Annotated in this window: 17 protein-coding genes and 1 rRNA gene; 17 read left to right on the plus strand and 1 reads right to left on the minus strand. The window is 44.6% G+C overall.

The genetic code is table 11. The features are described from left to right. Nucleotides 1-240 precede the first annotated feature (240 nt). From rrf to F7R24_RS14970, 3 genes are all read left to right on the plus strand, one after another. Nucleotides 241-356, plus strand: a 5S ribosomal RNA gene (gene rrf / locus F7R24_RS01780). A gap of 111 nt (nt 357-467) precedes the next feature. Beyond that, the gene (locus F7R24_RS01785) at nt 468-722 is read left to right on the plus strand and encodes an FAD assembly factor SdhE (RefSeq protein WP_151669530.1); all 255 of its coding nucleotides are present in this window, start codon (nt 468-470) and stop codon (nt 720-722) included. A gap of 43 nt (nt 723-765) precedes the next feature. Next, complete coding sequence (locus tag F7R24_RS14970; RefSeq protein ID WP_420812977.1) at nt 766-1,161, plus strand: protein YgfX; 396 nt, start codon at nt 766-768, stop codon at nt 1,159-1,161. On the opposite strand, the gene nadB is transcribed toward F7R24_RS14970, so the two are convergent. Next, complete coding sequence (nadB, locus tag F7R24_RS01790) at nt 1,088-2,734, minus strand: L-aspartate oxidase (protein WP_151669531.1); 1,647 nt, start codon at nt 2,732-2,734, stop codon at nt 1,088-1,090. The genes F7R24_RS14970 and nadB overlap by 74 nt on opposite strands. 230 nt (nt 2,735-2,964) lie before the next feature. Here nadB and rpoE point away from each other — a divergent pair, with 230 nt between their 5' ends. The 14 genes from rpoE (at nt 2,965) to cysM (ending at nt 15,536) form a co-directional block, all read left to right on the plus strand. Next, nucleotides 2,965-3,555, plus strand: coding sequence for an RNA polymerase sigma factor RpoE (gene rpoE, locus F7R24_RS01795; RefSeq protein WP_151669532.1), 591 nt, complete (start codon nt 2,965-2,967; stop codon nt 3,553-3,555). A 32-nt stretch (nt 3,556-3,587) separates the two neighbouring features. Then, nucleotides 3,588-4,430 carry a MucB/RseB C-terminal domain-containing protein gene (locus tag F7R24_RS01800; protein WP_151669533.1) on the plus strand — a complete coding sequence of 281 codons (843 nt, stop codon included), beginning with the start codon at nt 3,588-3,590 and terminating at the stop codon, nt 4,428-4,430. 15 nt (nt 4,431-4,445) lie between these two features. Then, a complete protein-coding gene (locus tag F7R24_RS01805; protein WP_240775961.1) occupies nt 4,446-4,883 on the plus strand; it encodes a SoxR reducing system RseC family protein in 438 nt (145 codons plus the stop codon). Nucleotides 4,884-4,904: 21 nt separating this feature from the next. After that, nucleotides 4,905-6,332: a DegQ family serine endoprotease gene (locus tag F7R24_RS01810; protein ID WP_151669535.1), complete on the plus strand. Its 1,428-nt coding sequence runs from the start codon at nt 4,905-4,907 to the stop codon at nt 6,330-6,332. A 185-nt stretch (nt 6,333-6,517) separates the two neighbouring features. Then, the gene (locus F7R24_RS01815) at nt 6,518-7,915 is read left to right on the plus strand and encodes a GGDEF domain-containing protein (protein ID WP_151669536.1); all 1,398 of its coding nucleotides are present in this window, start codon (nt 6,518-6,520) and stop codon (nt 7,913-7,915) included. 178 nt (nt 7,916-8,093) lie between these two features. Beyond that, nucleotides 8,094-9,911 (plus strand): translation elongation factor 4, encoded by a 1,818-nt coding sequence (lepA, locus tag F7R24_RS01820; RefSeq protein ID WP_151669537.1) that lies wholly within the window; start codon nt 8,094-8,096, stop codon nt 9,909-9,911. 7 nt (nt 9,912-9,918) lie between these two features. Beyond that, complete coding sequence (gene lepB / locus F7R24_RS01825) at nt 9,919-10,731, plus strand: signal peptidase I (protein WP_151669538.1); 813 nt, start codon at nt 9,919-9,921, stop codon at nt 10,729-10,731. A gap of 10 nt (nt 10,732-10,741) precedes the next feature. Next, nucleotides 10,742-11,122, plus strand: coding sequence for a DUF4845 domain-containing protein (locus F7R24_RS01830; protein WP_151669539.1), 381 nt, complete (start codon nt 10,742-10,744; stop codon nt 11,120-11,122). Continuing rightward, entirely contained in the window at nt 11,119-11,808 is a 690-nt protein-coding gene (rnc, locus tag F7R24_RS01835) for a ribonuclease III (RefSeq protein ID WP_151669540.1), read from the plus strand. Before F7R24_RS01830 ends, rnc begins: the two co-directional genes overlap by 4 nt. Continuing rightward, nucleotides 11,801-12,700 (plus strand): GTPase Era, encoded by a 900-nt coding sequence (era, locus tag F7R24_RS01840; protein ID WP_151669541.1) that lies wholly within the window; start codon nt 11,801-11,803, stop codon nt 12,698-12,700. Before rnc ends, era begins: the two co-directional genes overlap by 8 nt. Then, nucleotides 12,700-13,389, plus strand: a complete 690-nt coding sequence (recO, locus tag F7R24_RS01845; RefSeq protein WP_151669542.1) for a DNA repair protein RecO — start codon at nt 12,700-12,702, stop codon at nt 13,387-13,389. Before era ends, recO begins: the two co-directional genes overlap by 1 nt. After that, a complete protein-coding gene (gene pdxJ, locus F7R24_RS01850; protein ID WP_151669543.1) occupies nt 13,386-14,159 on the plus strand; it encodes a pyridoxine 5'-phosphate synthase in 774 nt (257 codons plus the stop codon). The genes recO and pdxJ overlap by 4 nt, the downstream gene beginning before the upstream one ends. Beyond that, nucleotides 14,156-14,530, plus strand: coding sequence for a holo-ACP synthase (gene acpS, locus F7R24_RS01855; RefSeq protein WP_151669544.1), 375 nt, complete (start codon nt 14,156-14,158; stop codon nt 14,528-14,530). The genes pdxJ and acpS overlap by 4 nt, the downstream gene beginning before the upstream one ends. Before the next feature lie 103 nt (nt 14,531-14,633). Further along, nucleotides 14,634-15,536 carry a cysteine synthase CysM gene (gene cysM / locus F7R24_RS01860; protein WP_151669545.1) on the plus strand — a complete coding sequence of 301 codons (903 nt, stop codon included), beginning with the start codon at nt 14,634-14,636 and terminating at the stop codon, nt 15,534-15,536. The last annotated feature ends 14 nt before the right edge of the window (nt 15,537-15,550 follow it).

The raw sequence follows: 15,550 nt of genomic DNA on the forward strand, positions 1-15,550 counted from the left end.
CGTTGATAGGCAGGGTGTGTAAGCGTTGTAAGGCGTTGAGCTAACCTGTACTAATGGCTCGTGAGGCTTGACCATATAACGCCCAAGGCGTTTGGTTGAACGTAACGAATTAGCGAAGAGAGCTAAGCAGATCGATAGCTGAAAGGCATCCGGTTGAAGCTTGTATCGACACAAGACAAATAGCTAGCAAGACTAGCCAATACAACATCTATTTCGACAGTCCGAGTTGTTCCAGTTTTGTCTGGCGACCATAGAGACGTGGAACCACCTGATCCCATCCCGAACTCAGTAGTGAAACGCGTCATCGCCGATGGTAGTGTGGGGTCTCCCCATGTGAGAGTAGGTCATCGCCAGGCACTTAATACGAAGAGGGGGTTATCCAGAAGGGTAACCCCTTTATTTTTGCACCTCATTCAGTGTTAAATACACACTTCTTTTTGATCGTTTAAATTTTATGGGTTGTATCCATGTTTAATGAAGAAGATTTTAGACGTATTGCCTGGCAGTGCCGCCGTGGGATGTTGGAATTAGACGTGCTCCTTGAGCCTTTTGCCAAAGAAGCGTTACCCAATTTAGCTTCTGAAGATCAACAGCGTTTTGTTAAGCTTCTCGCTTGTGAAGACCAAGATCTATTCGTTTGGTTTATGGAAAGAGATCAGCCCGAAGATGCAGATTTACAACGGATTGTAAGGATTATTCTTGAGCGGGTTCAGCCAGGTTGATATAGAGTTAGGCTATTCCAAAACTCTTACATTAACCATTTTCATGGTTCATGTTTCCGCGGTCATTGCACTAGCCATGACCGACTTTACTCTTGTAGCTATCCTACCGCTCTTCAGCTTAATAGTGCTGAGTTATCACTTTACACTTAAAGGCTTCTTATCAAATAAGCAGCAAATAAAATCCTTACACTGCTTTCCCGATGATCGTGAATGGTATGCACAGGATTATAATAATCATACTTTTATAATTACTAAGCTTTGTCATTACAGCATCTTAAGCGGGTGGCTGTTAATGAAACTTGAGGATGATCAAGGTAGACGACACTGGGTCGTCGTACCTAAAGATGCTGTCGAAACAGATACATTCAGACGGTTGAATGTGTTGCTACTGTTTCATCTGCCCTTACAGCATCCGGCCAGCAGAAGTTCGGAGGTGTAACAATCGTATCCGCTGATTCAGCTGCCTGAGTGGGATAATCTTGGGTAAAATGCAAACCTCTACTTTCACGGCGCTGCATTGCACAGACGATAATAAGTTCTGCTACGGTTGCTAGATTTCGTAATTCGATTAGATCCCTACTAATTTTGTAGTTTGAGTAGTAATCCGCAATTTCTTGTTTCAATAATAGAATTCGATGCATTGCTCGTTCTAAACGTTTACTGGTTCTTACAATACCTACATAGTCCCACATAAAACGTCTTAGTTCATCCCAGTTATGTGAAATGATGACATCCTCATCAGAGTCAGTAACCTGTGACTCATCCCAATCGGGTAGTAAGTAGTCTTCATCTATATAGCTAGCCAAGTCTTGCTGACGAATATGAGCGGCAGCAGATCGACCATAAACAACACATTCCAGTAACGAGTTAGATGCTAGGCGATTAGCTCCATGAAGACCTGTAAATGCTGTTTCTCCAATAGCATATAGCCCCGGTATGTCGGTACAGCCCTGTTGGTCTGTAATAATGCCACCACAGGTATAATGCGCTGCTGGCACTACAGGTATAGGTTCTTTAGTAATATCGATTCCGAAGTCTAAACAGCGCTCATAAATGGTAGGGAAGTGCTCCTTGATGAACTCAGGTGGTCTATGTGAGATATCTAAGTAAACACAATCGCACCCTAGTCGCTTCATTTCATGGTCAATGGCACGAGCCACTATATCCCTTGACGCTAATTCACCCCGATCATCAAACTTATGCATAAAACGACTACCATCGGGTAAAAGCAGTAATCCTCCTTCACCTCTCACCGCTTCTGTGATCAGAAATGATTTTGCTTTTGGATGGTAAAGACAGGTCGGGTGAAACTGATTAAATTCCATGTTAGCAATGCGACATCCTGCTCGCCATGCCATCGCTATGCCATCGCCCGTTGTGCCATCGTTGTTGCTCGTATATAGATAAGCCTTAGATGCACCACCTGTGGCGAGCACTACCGTTGGCGCTTTGAATGCAATCACATGACCTGTCTGATGGTTCAAAACGTAAGCACCCACACAGCGGTTATTCATCATGCCAAGTTTACGGCGAGTAATGAGATCGATAGCGATATGATGTTCAAATACTTTAATATTTTTATGCGCCAAGGCATTGCGTATCAGTGTTTCATGTACGGCACGTCCAGTAGCATCTGCTGCATGAATAATACGCCGGTGTGAGTGACCGCCTTCACGGGTTAAGTGATACCCTTGTTGATCTTGGGTAAAAGGAACCCCTTGATCAATTAGCCAATGAATGGCTTCTGGACCGTTACGGATGGTGTGATCGATGGCAGCTGGGCGGCTCAATTTAGCACCCGCAATCCAGGTATCGTTAACATGATTCTCAAACTGATCTTGTGGATCGAGAACAGCCGCTATTCCGCCCTGTGCTAGCCATGTAGAGCCTGCCTGAAGAGTGCTTTTGCTCAATAGGGCAACACGATAGTCATCGGCCAGTTGAAGCGCTAGTGTTAGTCCTGCTGCCCCACTTCCGATTACCAGAACGTCGAAATCATTTGCTTCTGTCATAGCTCGTCCTGTTCAGTTATCTTGTTACTTATCATTATGCCCTATACCTTAGTCTTGAGTGTAAGTCTTCTGCGTAAAATTTTAACCTTTGTGGAACTTCATCGCCTTAACTGCATCGAAGATATATGAATAAATTCTTAGGCGCTGGTCTTGAATGACTGTTAGGGAAACCACATACTGGATTACTAATGATTTCACAGGTCATCTCAACCGTCTTTTAAGGATCCCAAGTGTCGAAAGAGAGCCAGGTCAACGCTGATCAGCTTCTGGTCGAGCGTGTACAAGCAGGAGATAAACGCGCCTTTGATCTACTGGTCAAAAAGTACCAGCATAAGATTATAGGGTTGATCTCTCGTTATATATACGATCACCATGAAGCAATGGATGTTGCTCAAGAAGCTTTTATTAAAGCCTATCGAGCTTTGCCTAATTTTCGTGGCGACAGCGCGTTTTACACTTGGTTGTATCGAATTGCCATCAATACGGCTAAGAACCATTTGGTGGCTAGAAACAGGCGTCCGCCTGATACCGATGTAGACGCTGAAGATGCTCAATATTTTGAGTCTGACTCAGATCTACGTGATATTGAAAACCCTGAAAATGCACTCTATAGAGATGAATTGCAAAGGGTAATCAATCAGGTTTTGGAAAAACTGCCAGAAGATTTGCGTGTGGCCCTAACCCTTCGAGAGTTTGAAGGGATGAGTTATGAAGAAATTGCACAGGTGATGGATTGTCCTGTTGGCACGGTGAGATCCCGTATCTTCAGAGCGAGGGAAGCTATAGATAATGAGATCGCACCGATGCTCAGAAATGACTGAGACGCGCGCGAAGTAAACGCTGAGGTGACAGCATGAGTGTAGAAAAAGAAACCTTATCTGCTTTAATGGATGGCGAAGTCAATGACTTGGAACTTCGTCGTGTATTAAAAACGTGTCAGCAGGACGATGAAACCGCTGATCGTTGGCAAAGATATCATCTGGCAAGCGCCGTTATGAAGCGCGAACCTATTAGCTCTTTCGACATAAGTCACAGAGTGATGATGGCTTTGGAAGAAGAACAGACTAAGTCTCCAGATAGCAGTGATCGCACCTCATCTGAAGGGGTGTCATCTCCATTCTCGGGTATGCTGCGTTCTTTTATTAGTATGGGGATTGCCGCTTCCGTGACTGCTGTCGTCATTTTAGGTCCTTCTTGGTTGTCTAATGATGAGCCCAGTGTTCAGCAAGCTCCTCAAGCCGTTGTGACGGCGTCTACTAATGTTCAACGAAACCCATTATTACAACCAGTAACCTTTGGTCAGCAATCACTTTCAGCCAATTATCAGCGTTCATACTCCTTAGATGAGGATATGATACGTTCACCTCAGGGCATGCAACGTTATATCGATCAGCATCTTTCTTTAGTTGAATCAAAACCCTTAGAGTGGGGCTTGGCTTGGTTGCCTGAGGGGTATCAAAACATTCGTCATGAATCCACCCGAGCTGGTGAAGTCATGGTGTTCTCGAATGGTTTCAAAGCTTTCTCAGTCAGTGTTGAACAACTGGGGATGCAGACCATGCCTGAGGGTGTTATTGATACTGGAGACTTTATTGCTTTAGGGCAAGCAACTGATGATCGTTTCGTCACTGTTGTCGGGGATATGCCGATAATGGTTGCAGAACGCATTGCTACTGCTGTAACACCGAACCGTTAAGAAGCGTGGTTGCCAGTGCTTGAGGAAATTGCTGAAGTTGTTGAAGTTCACTCAGACTTCATACTGGTATCGTCTTCAAGGTTAAGCGCTTGTAATGCCTGTCAAGCTAGTGCTAACTGTGGTCAGCGCAGTTTGGCAGGGCTTTTTGGAAATAAAAGCATCCTGTTTAAGCTTGAAAACCCTGAAAGACTCTCTGTAGCAGTAGGGCAGTTTGTTGTATTAGGTTTGCATGAACATGCATTGCTTAAGTCATCAGTTGTTATGTATCTAATTCCTCTGCTTTTTTTAATTATATCTGCTGTTGCTGCAACTTTATTGAATCTCTCAGAAGGTCTGATTATTGTGTCAGGGCTAGCCGCTTTATTGTTGGGTTTTGTGGTGGCTAGGAAACTTTCTGTGAAACTCTTGTCAAACCCTAACTACACACCAAGACTGTTAAGAATCGCACAATAACCGTTGAAAAAAGGTCTCGTTATGAAAAAAGTACACTGGTTAATAGGGTGCTTGTTAATGACGCTGTTGTTATCTAGCCAAGCTTTGGCGCAACAGTTGCCAGATTTCAAGACACTGGTTCGTGAATCCTCTCCCGCTGTTGTGAATATCAGTACTGTGCAGAAGGCTCCTGAAGAAATGGCTGATCCATTTAGTCAGTTTCGTGGTCCCGGTAGTGAAGATATTCCAGAAATATTTAGACACTTCTTCAGAGGTTTTCCTGATATAGCCCCTACTCCACGACGTGGTAACCCTGCACCACGTTCACTAGGGTCTGGTTTTATCCTGTCTGCTGATGGCTATATTTTGACCAATCATCATGTTATTCGTGATGCAGAACAGGTGATTGTTCGTTTAAGTGATCGCCGAGAGCTGGAAGCGGAAGTTATTGGTTCTGATCCTCGCTCAGATGTCGCTTTACTGAAGGTAGACGCACGAAACTTACCCTATGTAAAAACCGGTCGTTCAGCGGATGTTGAAGTGGGTGAGTGGGTACTAGCAATTGGTTCACCCTTTGGTTTCGATCACAGCGTTACAGCAGGTATTGTCAGTGCCACAGAACGTTCTTTAGCCAATGATACTTATGTACCCTTTATTCAAACGGATGTTGCCATAAACCCAGGAAACTCAGGTGGACCGCTATTCAACTTAGATGGTGAGGTTATTGGTATTAACTCTCAAATCTATACCCGCTCAGGTGGATTCATGGGGCTTTCTTTTGCTATTCCCATCGATGTAGCAATGGAGGTTGCTGATCAGTTGCGCGATAGTGGTAGCGTTTCACGTGGATGGCTTGGTGTTGTAATTCAGGAGGTCAGTAGAGATTTGGCTGAGTCGTTTGGACTAGATAAACCATCGGGTGCTCTGGTAGTGAATGTGTTACCTGATAGTCCTGCGCAATCAGCTGGACTTCGTGAGGGCGATGTTATCTTAACCTTCAATGGTAATGAAATTGCTCGCTCATCAGAGTTGCCTCATCAAGTGGGGCGTATTCGTCCAGGTGATAAAGCCGAAGTCAATGTGATGAGAGATGGTCGACAACAAACTATTTCTGTCACCATCGGTTTACTACCAGATGACGATCAACTAGCGGAAAGACGCAGTGGCCCCAGTGAACCTGAGCCTTCAGCTGAAACCGCTTTAGGAATTGTTGTTTCGCCTCTGACACAAGAGCAACGAGAGCGTTTGAACTTAAATTCAGGTGTCGTCGTATCCCAGGTGAACGTTGGACCGGGTGCACAAGCGGGCTTGGTCAATGGCGATGTTATTACGATGTTGAATGGCGAACGCATTGAAACTATAGAACAGTTCTACCAAATCGTGGCAGAACTTCCAGATGACCGAGCGGTTCCCCTGCGAATTGTGCGAAGAGGCAGCGCAATGTTTATTCCGCTTAGAATAAACCCTTAGTTTTTAGTTGTCTTTAACAAATGCAGCCCCTAAAAAGGCTGCATTTTCATTTATATCGCACTAGTCATTAGGTCAATTCATGTGTTAAATCTAAATTAAGACCTAGCGCTACTAGTCATCATCTTGCTAGTTAGGATAAGATCATTGTTTAAAACTCAGACAATGGACTACTTTGGGTTAGATGGATGACTTATATATTTAGATCTGCTCTGCTCATTTTTCTGTATGGCGCACTATGGCAATTCGCTAGCCTATTTGAAATCAATCAAATGGTCAGTGCCTTCTACCCTGCGGCTGGTGTTCTGTTTTACTTCATTTACCGTTTTGGTCCTGCTTATATACCTATTGGTGCTATCGCCATCATGTTGGGAGCTTCCCCAACTGATCCATTCTGGGAATGGGGTGGGCTGCAGATTACGATGGCTATACGTCAACTATTCTTCTACTCCTGCTTAGGTTTGATTCTGAGAAAAGTGCCAGCATTCAGCTTGCCGTTGATGCGAATGTACTCCGTTACCATTTTAATAGGTTCGGTTTTCTTGACCACCATTCTATCAGCCATCACATCGGTGGTATTGATGGAGCATTATTTGGGTTTAGATCCTAGTGACAGATTAAATATTTTTGTCTCCTTTTGGATCGGTGACCTTGGCGGTGTTCTAATGTTTATTGCAGCCGTCAGTTTATTTTTAGACTTCTTTGAAAAAGAAAACAGCTATGAAGATATTTTCGATAGCGGATTATTGCGTCCTGTGATGCTGCTTATTTTGATTTCGTCTGCTACGACTTTATTATTTGTTTTAACAGGACTTCAAGCTGAGATTAGTCGTTTTGGTTATTTGATTCTGTTGCCAGTTGCCTGGGCCGCTAGTTTTTATGGGATACGATTCGCACTTTTTGCAGCGCTGTGTGTTAATACAACAGCCGTTAGTCATTATATTTTACTCGGTTTAGATACTTATCCTGCAATTGAGTTGCAAACACTGTTCAGTGTTAACTTAGGCATGGCGATGCTGCTTGGTGCTTCTTTGGAAGAGCGACGCTTGGCGATGTTTGATGCCGCTCATGATCCATTGACGCAAATGCTTAACCGCCGAGCCTTTTATCTACAAGGACAGGCACTTCTCGAGCGTTGTAAACGTCAAGATAGACAGTTAGCACTCATGATGATTGATTTGGACCATTTCAAACATGTGAACGATGTATGGGGGCATCAAGCGGGTGATAATGTGCTCATGAAAGTAGCGGAGTGCTGCCGAAAAGTATCTAGGCATACCGATATTCAAGGGCGTATCGGTGGTGAGGAGTTCGTCCTGTTGCTAGATGATGCAACGCCAGAACAAGCCTTTGCTGTTGCAGAACGCCTTCGGATGATGGTGGAAAAAGTTTTAATCCCCAAAACCAGTGAGCATATTTCGACAAGTATAGGTTTGAGTCATCTAATTGAAAAAGAAGACAGTCTGGAGGACTTGTTAAAACAAGCGGATTTAGCCCTTTATCAAGCTAAAGAGGCGGGTCGCAACAATTGTCGAAGTACCGTCGTCAATCCCCGTACTCTGGTTGTAGAAAGTGCTCCGGTATAATAATCTGAAATTTTTATAGCTGAAGTTGATAAAATTAGAAAGTTTGCTGTCAGTATCTATGTCTCTTTAGATCGCCAAGCGATTTGCTTCAAGGTACAATACGTCCCAATTTCTATTTTGCATCCGTCCTCATGGATATATCTGTATACGGTTGCGTACATACCCTAGGTTATACTGAATGTCAGAAGTCGTAAAAGATAATAAACTCAATCATATACGTAATTTCTCCATTATTGCTCACATAGATCATGGTAAATCTACTTTGGCGGATCGTTTTATTCAGGTCTGTGGTGGTCTTTCTGAGCGTGAGATGGAAGCTCAAGTCTTAGATTCAATGGATATCGAGCGTGAGCGCGGTATTACCATTAAAGCTCAGAGTGTGACACTGAATTACACTGCCAAAGATGGCAAGGTGTACCAATTAAACTTCATTGATACACCCGGTCACGTAGACTTCTCCTATGAAGTATCTCGTTCGCTGGCGGCCTGCGAAGGTGCGTTGTTAGTCGTTGATGCTGCACAGGGTGTCGAGGCGCAGTCAGTAGCTAACTGCTATACCGCAATAGAACAAGGCCTAGAGGTTGTTCCAGTTCTTAACAAGATGGACTTGCCACAAGCAGAGCCAGAGAAAGTTAAAATTGAAATCGAAGAAGTGATCGGTATTGATGCGACTCATGCCGTAGCTTGTTCGGCAAAAAGCGGTATGGGTGTTGACGAGGTTCTAGAAGAACTGGTTAGATTGGTTCCACCACCTGAAGGTGATATTAATGCTCCGCTTCAAGCCCTAATTATTGACTCTTGGTTTGATAACTATTTAGGCGTTGTCTCGCTGGTTCGTGTTAAACATGGACAACTGCGTAAAAAAGACAAAATTCTAGTTAAATCGACGGGTCAAGTTCATCTAGTGGACAGCGTCGGAGTGTTTACCCCTAAACGTCTGATTACGGATTGTTTGAAGGCGGGTGAAGTTGGTTTTATTGTTGCTGGCATCAAAGATATTCATGGTGCTCCTGTCGGTGATACATTAACCCTATCTAAAACACCTGATGTACCGAGCTTGCCCGGCTTTAAGAAAGTTCAACCTCAGGTTTATGCAGGTCTCTTTCCAACCAGCGCCGATGATTATGAAGATTTCCGTGAAGCCTTGGATAAGTTGACACTGAATGATGCATCGTTATTTTTTGAACCTGAAAGTTCTGATGCGTTAGGTTTCGGTTTCCGTTGCGGCTTCCTGGGAATGCTGCACATGGAAATTATTCAAGAGCGTTTAGAGCGTGAATATGATCTAGATTTAGTCACCACTGCACCCACCGTGGTCTATGAAGTGGAGCTGAACAACGGTGAGGTCATTCACATCGATAGCCCATCAAAAATGCCTGATCCCGCTGCTATGAAAGAGATGCGTGAACCTATCGTTGCCGCCAGTATTTTGGTGCCACAAGACTACCTAGGTCAGGTGATAGGGTTGTGTGTTGAAAAGCGCGGTGTTCAAAAAAACATGCTGTTTGTGGGTAACCAAGTTCAATTGCATTATGAGCTGCCGATGGCTGAGGTGGTGTTGGACTTCTTTGATCGCCTGAAGTCGGTCAGTCGAGGCTACGCTTCGTTGGAGTACAACTTCATTCGTTTTGAAGCAGCTAAACTCTGTCGTTTGGATGTGTTGATCAATGGAGATAAGGTCGATGCGTTGGCCGTTATCTTGCACAAAGATAACGCGCTTTTCAAAGGGCGTATGCTTTGTGAGAAGATGAAAGACTTAATTCCTCGTCAGATGTTTGATGTCGCCATACAGGCGGCTATTGGTGGCAAGGTGATTTCGCGCACTACCGTCAAAGCGTTGCGCAAAAACGTACTGGCTAAGTGTTATGGTGGTGACGTGAGCCGTAAGAAAAAGCTGCTTTCTAAACAGAAAGAAGGTAAAAAGCGCATGAAGCAAGTAGGTCGCGTTGAGATTCCTCAAGATGCTTTCCTTGCTGTATTGAAAGTAGATAGCTGAGGCTTACATGGATTTTGATTTTGCGCTAGTGCTAGTCAGTTTAACTGCCGTAACAGGTTTGCTGTGGTTAGTGGATAGCTTGCTCTTTGCACCTAAGCGACAACAACGCTTAGCCATTGCTGAAACTGAAAATGGCGGACCACTTCCAGATCAGACACGTGACAAGATCCTACAAATGCCTAGCTGGGCTGATCTTGGAAAATCGATGTTTCCAGTGTTGGCAGTGGTGCTGGTACTGCGCTCTTTTCTGTTTGAACCCTTTCAGATTCCATCAGGATCAATGCTGCCCACCTTGCAGATTGGTGACTTTATTCTGGTCAATAAACACCACTATGGGGTTCGATTGCCGGTATTAAATACCAAGGTCATCGAAATTAATGATCCTGAACCAGGTGAAGTGGCTGTTTTTCGCTACCCTAATAACCCCTCCATCAACTATATTAAAAGAATCATTGGTGTACCAGGTGATGTGATTCACTATCACAACAAAACCTTCTATATTAATGGTGTAGAGATAGAGTCTGAATTATTGGCAAGATTGCCACCGGTAAATCCTGAAGTACTTTTACTTCAAGAGACACTCGGTGATAACTCGTTCACTATTTATCAAGACTTAGGTAGACCTTCTATGTCAGCTCAATGGGTGGTACCAGAAGGGCATTATTTCGCGGTTGGAGACAATCGTGATAACAGCAACGACAGTCGCTATTGGGGTTTTGTCCCAGATGAGTTGCTAGTGGGTAAGGCAATAGTCGTTTGGATGCACTGGGATAACTTCTTTAGTTTGCCCGACTTCAGTGTGATGCGTAAAATTAGATAGGATGATGATCATGCCAAAACATTTGCATAACAGACAAGCCGGTGCCTCCTTTTTTGGTGTACTGAGCATTCTTATCCTGTTGGGTTTGGTTTTTAGCGTAGCCTTTAAACTCTTCTCTCCCTATTGGGAATATCGGACCATCTCTGCGGTTGTTCAAGCAACCTCTGAAGATCGAGAAGAGTTAGGTCGACCCATCGCTCAAATTCGCAGTAATATCGATCGCCGTTTCCTGATTAATCAGGTTTCTTTACCAAGTAGAGAAGCACTGATGATCACAGAGGATGCCGGCATGATTTTCTTTAATCTGGACTATGAAGTGCGTGTACCGATGTTTGGCAATGTTGATGCAGTGGTAATGTTCCAGGAAACTTTTGAAGCTAGAAAACCTTGAAGAAACCTGTATCAGAGCTGGCCCAGCGTTTAGGGCATCGTTTTAAAGATGAGTCACTGTTTGAGTTGGCGTTAACTCACCGAAGTTGTGGTAAGCGTAATAATGAACGACTCGAGTTCTTAGGTGACTCTGTACTCAATTTCACCATCGCCGCCGATCTATTTCAGCGCTTTCCGGCGGCACGTGAAGGTCAGTTAAGTCGCTTACGTGCGTTGATGGTTAAAGGGGAAACCCTATCTGAAATTGCACGCGAGTTAGGTTTAGGTGATTATTTGCGTCTAGGTTCTGGCGAACTTAAAAGTGGTGGTTTTCGTCGTGATTCGATTTTGGCTGATTCTGTTGAAGCCATTATTGGCGCTATTTATCTCGATGCGGGCCTTGAAACCGCTGAACGCTTTATCCTCTCCTGGTATGAAAAGCGCTTAGATGAACTCGATTTAGATGGCTCGATTAAAGACTCGAAGACACGCTTACAAGAGTTCTTGCAATCACGTCGTTTAGATCTTCCAGAATACGAACTGGTCAGTGTTGAAGGTGAAGCTCATGCACAAACCTTCAATATTGAGTGTCACACTGTGCTCTTAGATAAGCCGACTCAGGGTCAAGGTAATAGCCGCAGACAAGCAGAACAAAATGCAGCCAAAGTTGCCTTAGTTCAATTACGAGAGGAGAAGGGTCGTGTCTGAAGCAACACGCTGTGGTTTCGTGGCTATCGTTGGACGACCAAACGTTGGCAAATCAACTTTATTAAATCAAATTTTAGGTCAAAAGCTCAGTATTACCTCCAGTAAGCCGCAAACGACCCGACACCAGATTCACGGCATCAAAACTGAAGGACTGGATCAAGTTATCTACGTCGATACCCCTGGGTTACATAAAGATGATCAGGGCAAAGCCCTGAACCGTTTTATGAACAAAACCGCTTCAGATGCCTTACGTTATGTTGATTTAGTCATTTTTATTGTGGATCGAACCCGTTGGTTCGAAGAAGACGATATCGTCCTCGAAAAATTACGTTACGTCACCTGTCCGGTCATTTTAGTGGTCAATAAAATTGATCAGTTGAAACAGAAAGACGAGCTTTTGCCGCATATTGAGATGATCTCTAGTAAGCGTGAGTTTACGGCGATTATGCCGATGTCAGCGACGAAAGGACATAATGTCGAAGCGCTTGAAAAGTTGGTAGCAGAGCACCTTCCCGAAGGACCACATCACTACCCAGAAGATCAGATAACCGATAGAAGCTCACGTTTTATTGTCTCAGAAATCGTGCGTGAAAAACTGATGCGAAATCTAGGGGAAGAAGTGCCTTATGGTATCACTGTCGAGATAGAAGCTTTTGAACATGACGGAGAGTTGTTGACCATTAGCGCACTGATTTTAGTAGAGCGTGATGGACAAAAGCGTATCGTGATCGGCGATAAAGGCAGTGTGCTGAAAACCATTGGTCGCGATGCACGACTGGATATTGAAAAGATGTTCGAGTGTAAGGTAATGCTCAATCTGTGGGTCAAGGTTCGTCGCGGTTGGTCTGATGATGAGCGCGCCTTGCGTAGCTTAGGTTACAGGCACGAGTAATGTCTCAGCGTGCTGAACAGGCTGCAGCCTTCGTTCTGCATTCGCGTCCCTATCGAGAAACCAGTTTATTGGTGGATTTATTCACTCTCGAACATGGGCGAATCAGTGTTGTCGCAAGAGGAGCAAGGCGATCTGGCTCCTCTCGCCGCTTTACCTTACAGCCTTTCCAGCCGCTGCATGTCAGTTGGACAGGACGACATGATTTAAAAAACCTTTCACAGGCAGAAGTCCCTCAAGTGATGGCGCAACCACAAGGAAAAGCCTTACTTTGTGGTCTATATGCCAATGAACTGTTACAACGTTTATTACAACCGGCTGATCCACATCCACGACTTTATCTGTATTACACCTATTTATTGCGTGAACTGACTCAATCTGATGATTTAGAAGGAGCACTGCGCACATTTGAACGACAACTGCTGATTAGTTTAGGTTATGCTTTAGAGCTAAGCAGTTGTGACGCGCATCATTATTACGTTTTTAACCCTCGTCACGGGGGTATGCAACTAACCGATCAACAAGGCGGTTATTTAGGTGCTTGGTTACATTCCATTGCTGAAGATCAGTATGATGATCCCGACGTTAGACGTGCCGCGAAACGCTTAATGCGAGAAGCCTTAGCGGTATTGCTCGGTGATAAGCCCCTTAAAAGCCGCGAACTCTTTATGAACACTAGGAGAACTGCATGAACTTTGGTAAACCGCTTCTGTTGGGTGTCAATATCGACCATATCGCTACATTAAGACAGGCAAGAGGAACGCGTTACCCTGATCCTGTCTATGCAGCACAATTAGCAGAAGCTGCTGGCGCTGATGGGATTACCGTTCATCTGCGTGAAGATCGTCGCCACATTCAGGAGCGCGATATACGCGTCCTTAAAGAAGTCATTCAAACACGAATGAATCTGGAAATGGCATTAACACCAGAAATGCTGGCATTCGCACAAGAAATTGAACCAGCACATATCTGTCTAGTCCCTGAAAAGCGCGAAGAGATCACCACTGAAGGTGGATTAGACGTCATTACCTACGAATCTCAAGTAAAGCATTTCTGCGACACGTTAGGCGCTAAGGGTGCAGAGGTTTCTTTATTTATTGACCCTGAATTCGACCAAATTGATGCGACCTTGCGTTGCGGTGCTCCTGCAATAGAATTGCATACAGGAGCTTATGCAGACGCGACTACACCTGATGGCATGCAAAAAGAACTTGAGCGTATTCGTAAAGCAGCAACCTATGCCGCTGAAAAAGGTCTTATTGTGAATGCAGGACATGGACTTCACTACCATAACGTTGAAGCGATTGCAGAGATTCCAGAATTAAATGAACTGAATATAGGTCATGCGCTGATTGCTCATGCATTGTTTGTGGGCATGACCGATGCGGTCAAAGAGATGAAGTCCTTGATGTTAACTGCTCGCCAGCGCGCCATGTTGGCATCAAGAGACGTTGCTCAATGATATTCGGCCTTGGAGTGGATATTGTCCAAATATCCCGAATAGACAAGGCGCTTAACAGAACACCTGCGCTGGCTCAGAGAATTCTAACAGTGCAGGAGCAGTTGCAATTAACGCAGACGAAAGACACTGGGCGTTTCTTGGCCAAGCGATTTGCTGCTAAAGAAGCAGTGGTCAAAGCCTTGGGTACGGGTATCGCAAAAGGTGTAGGTTGGCAGCAAATACAAATAGATAAAACCCCAGAAGGCAGGCCTCTGGTGGTGTTGTCAGGATATGCTAAAACCTACGCTGATCAGCTAGGTATTCGTGCTTGGCATCTTTCTTATAGCGATGAAAAGGAATATGTTGTCGCAACTGCGATTGCAGAAAGTTGAGTCAAACTGCAAGAGCCGTTACCATCATCTGTTGTCTAACGTTTAAGACAAGAGTTTTGAGTGGTTGATTTAGTATCTATATTTTTTACACAGGGTTGTATCTATGACAGCACCACACTATCCCACTATCGCAGAATGTGTCGGCAATACACCGCTGGTTCGCCTGCAGCGCTTTAAAGTACCTAATAACAATACGCTACTGTGTAAGCTTGAAGGTAACAACCCTGCAGGTTCGGTTAAAGATCGCCCAGCATTAAGCATGATTGAATTAGCAGAGCAGCGTGGCGATATTAAGCCTGGTGATGTGTTAATTGAGGCGACGTCTGGTAATACCGGTATTGCCTTGGCGATGGCTGCAGCGATCAAGGGTTATGCTCTAAAGCTGATCATGCCAGCTAACATGAGTAATGAACGTAAGGCCGCGATGGCTGCCTACGGTGCAGAGCTGATTGAAGTCAGTAAAGCCGAAGGGATGGAAGGTGCTCGTGATCTGGCCATGCAGATGCAGCAGGATGGTGTAGGTAAAGTGCTGGATCAGTTTTCCAATCTCGATAATCCTGAAGCGCACTATCGTACCACTGGTCCGGAATTATGGCGTCAAACCGCAGGGCAAATTACGCACTTTGTTAGCTCTATGGGTACCACCGGTACCATTATGGGTGTATCTCGTTACTTAAAAGAGCAGAATCCCAACATCAGTATCGTTGGTTTACAACCGGCTGAAGGCTCCGCTATTCCGGGTATACGTCGCTGGCCTGAAGCTTATTTGCCGAAAATATTTGAAGCGGCACGAGTGGATATTGTGTTGGATGTCGCTCAAACTGAAGCTGAAGTCATGATGCGACGACTTGCTCAAGAAGAAGGTATTTTTGCCGGTGTTTCATCGGGTGGTTCTGTTGTGGGTGCAATGAAACTTGCTGAGCAGGTTGAGAATGCAACCATCGCCTGCATAATTTGTGATCGTGGTGACCGCTATTTATCTACGGGTGTGTTTGATCCTCGTTAAGTGGTCTAAGGAGT

The sequence above is a fragment of the Nitrincola schmidtii genome (genome assembly GCF_008973715.1).
Lineage (GTDB): Bacteria > Pseudomonadota > Gammaproteobacteria > Pseudomonadales > Balneatricaceae > Nitrincola > Nitrincola schmidtii.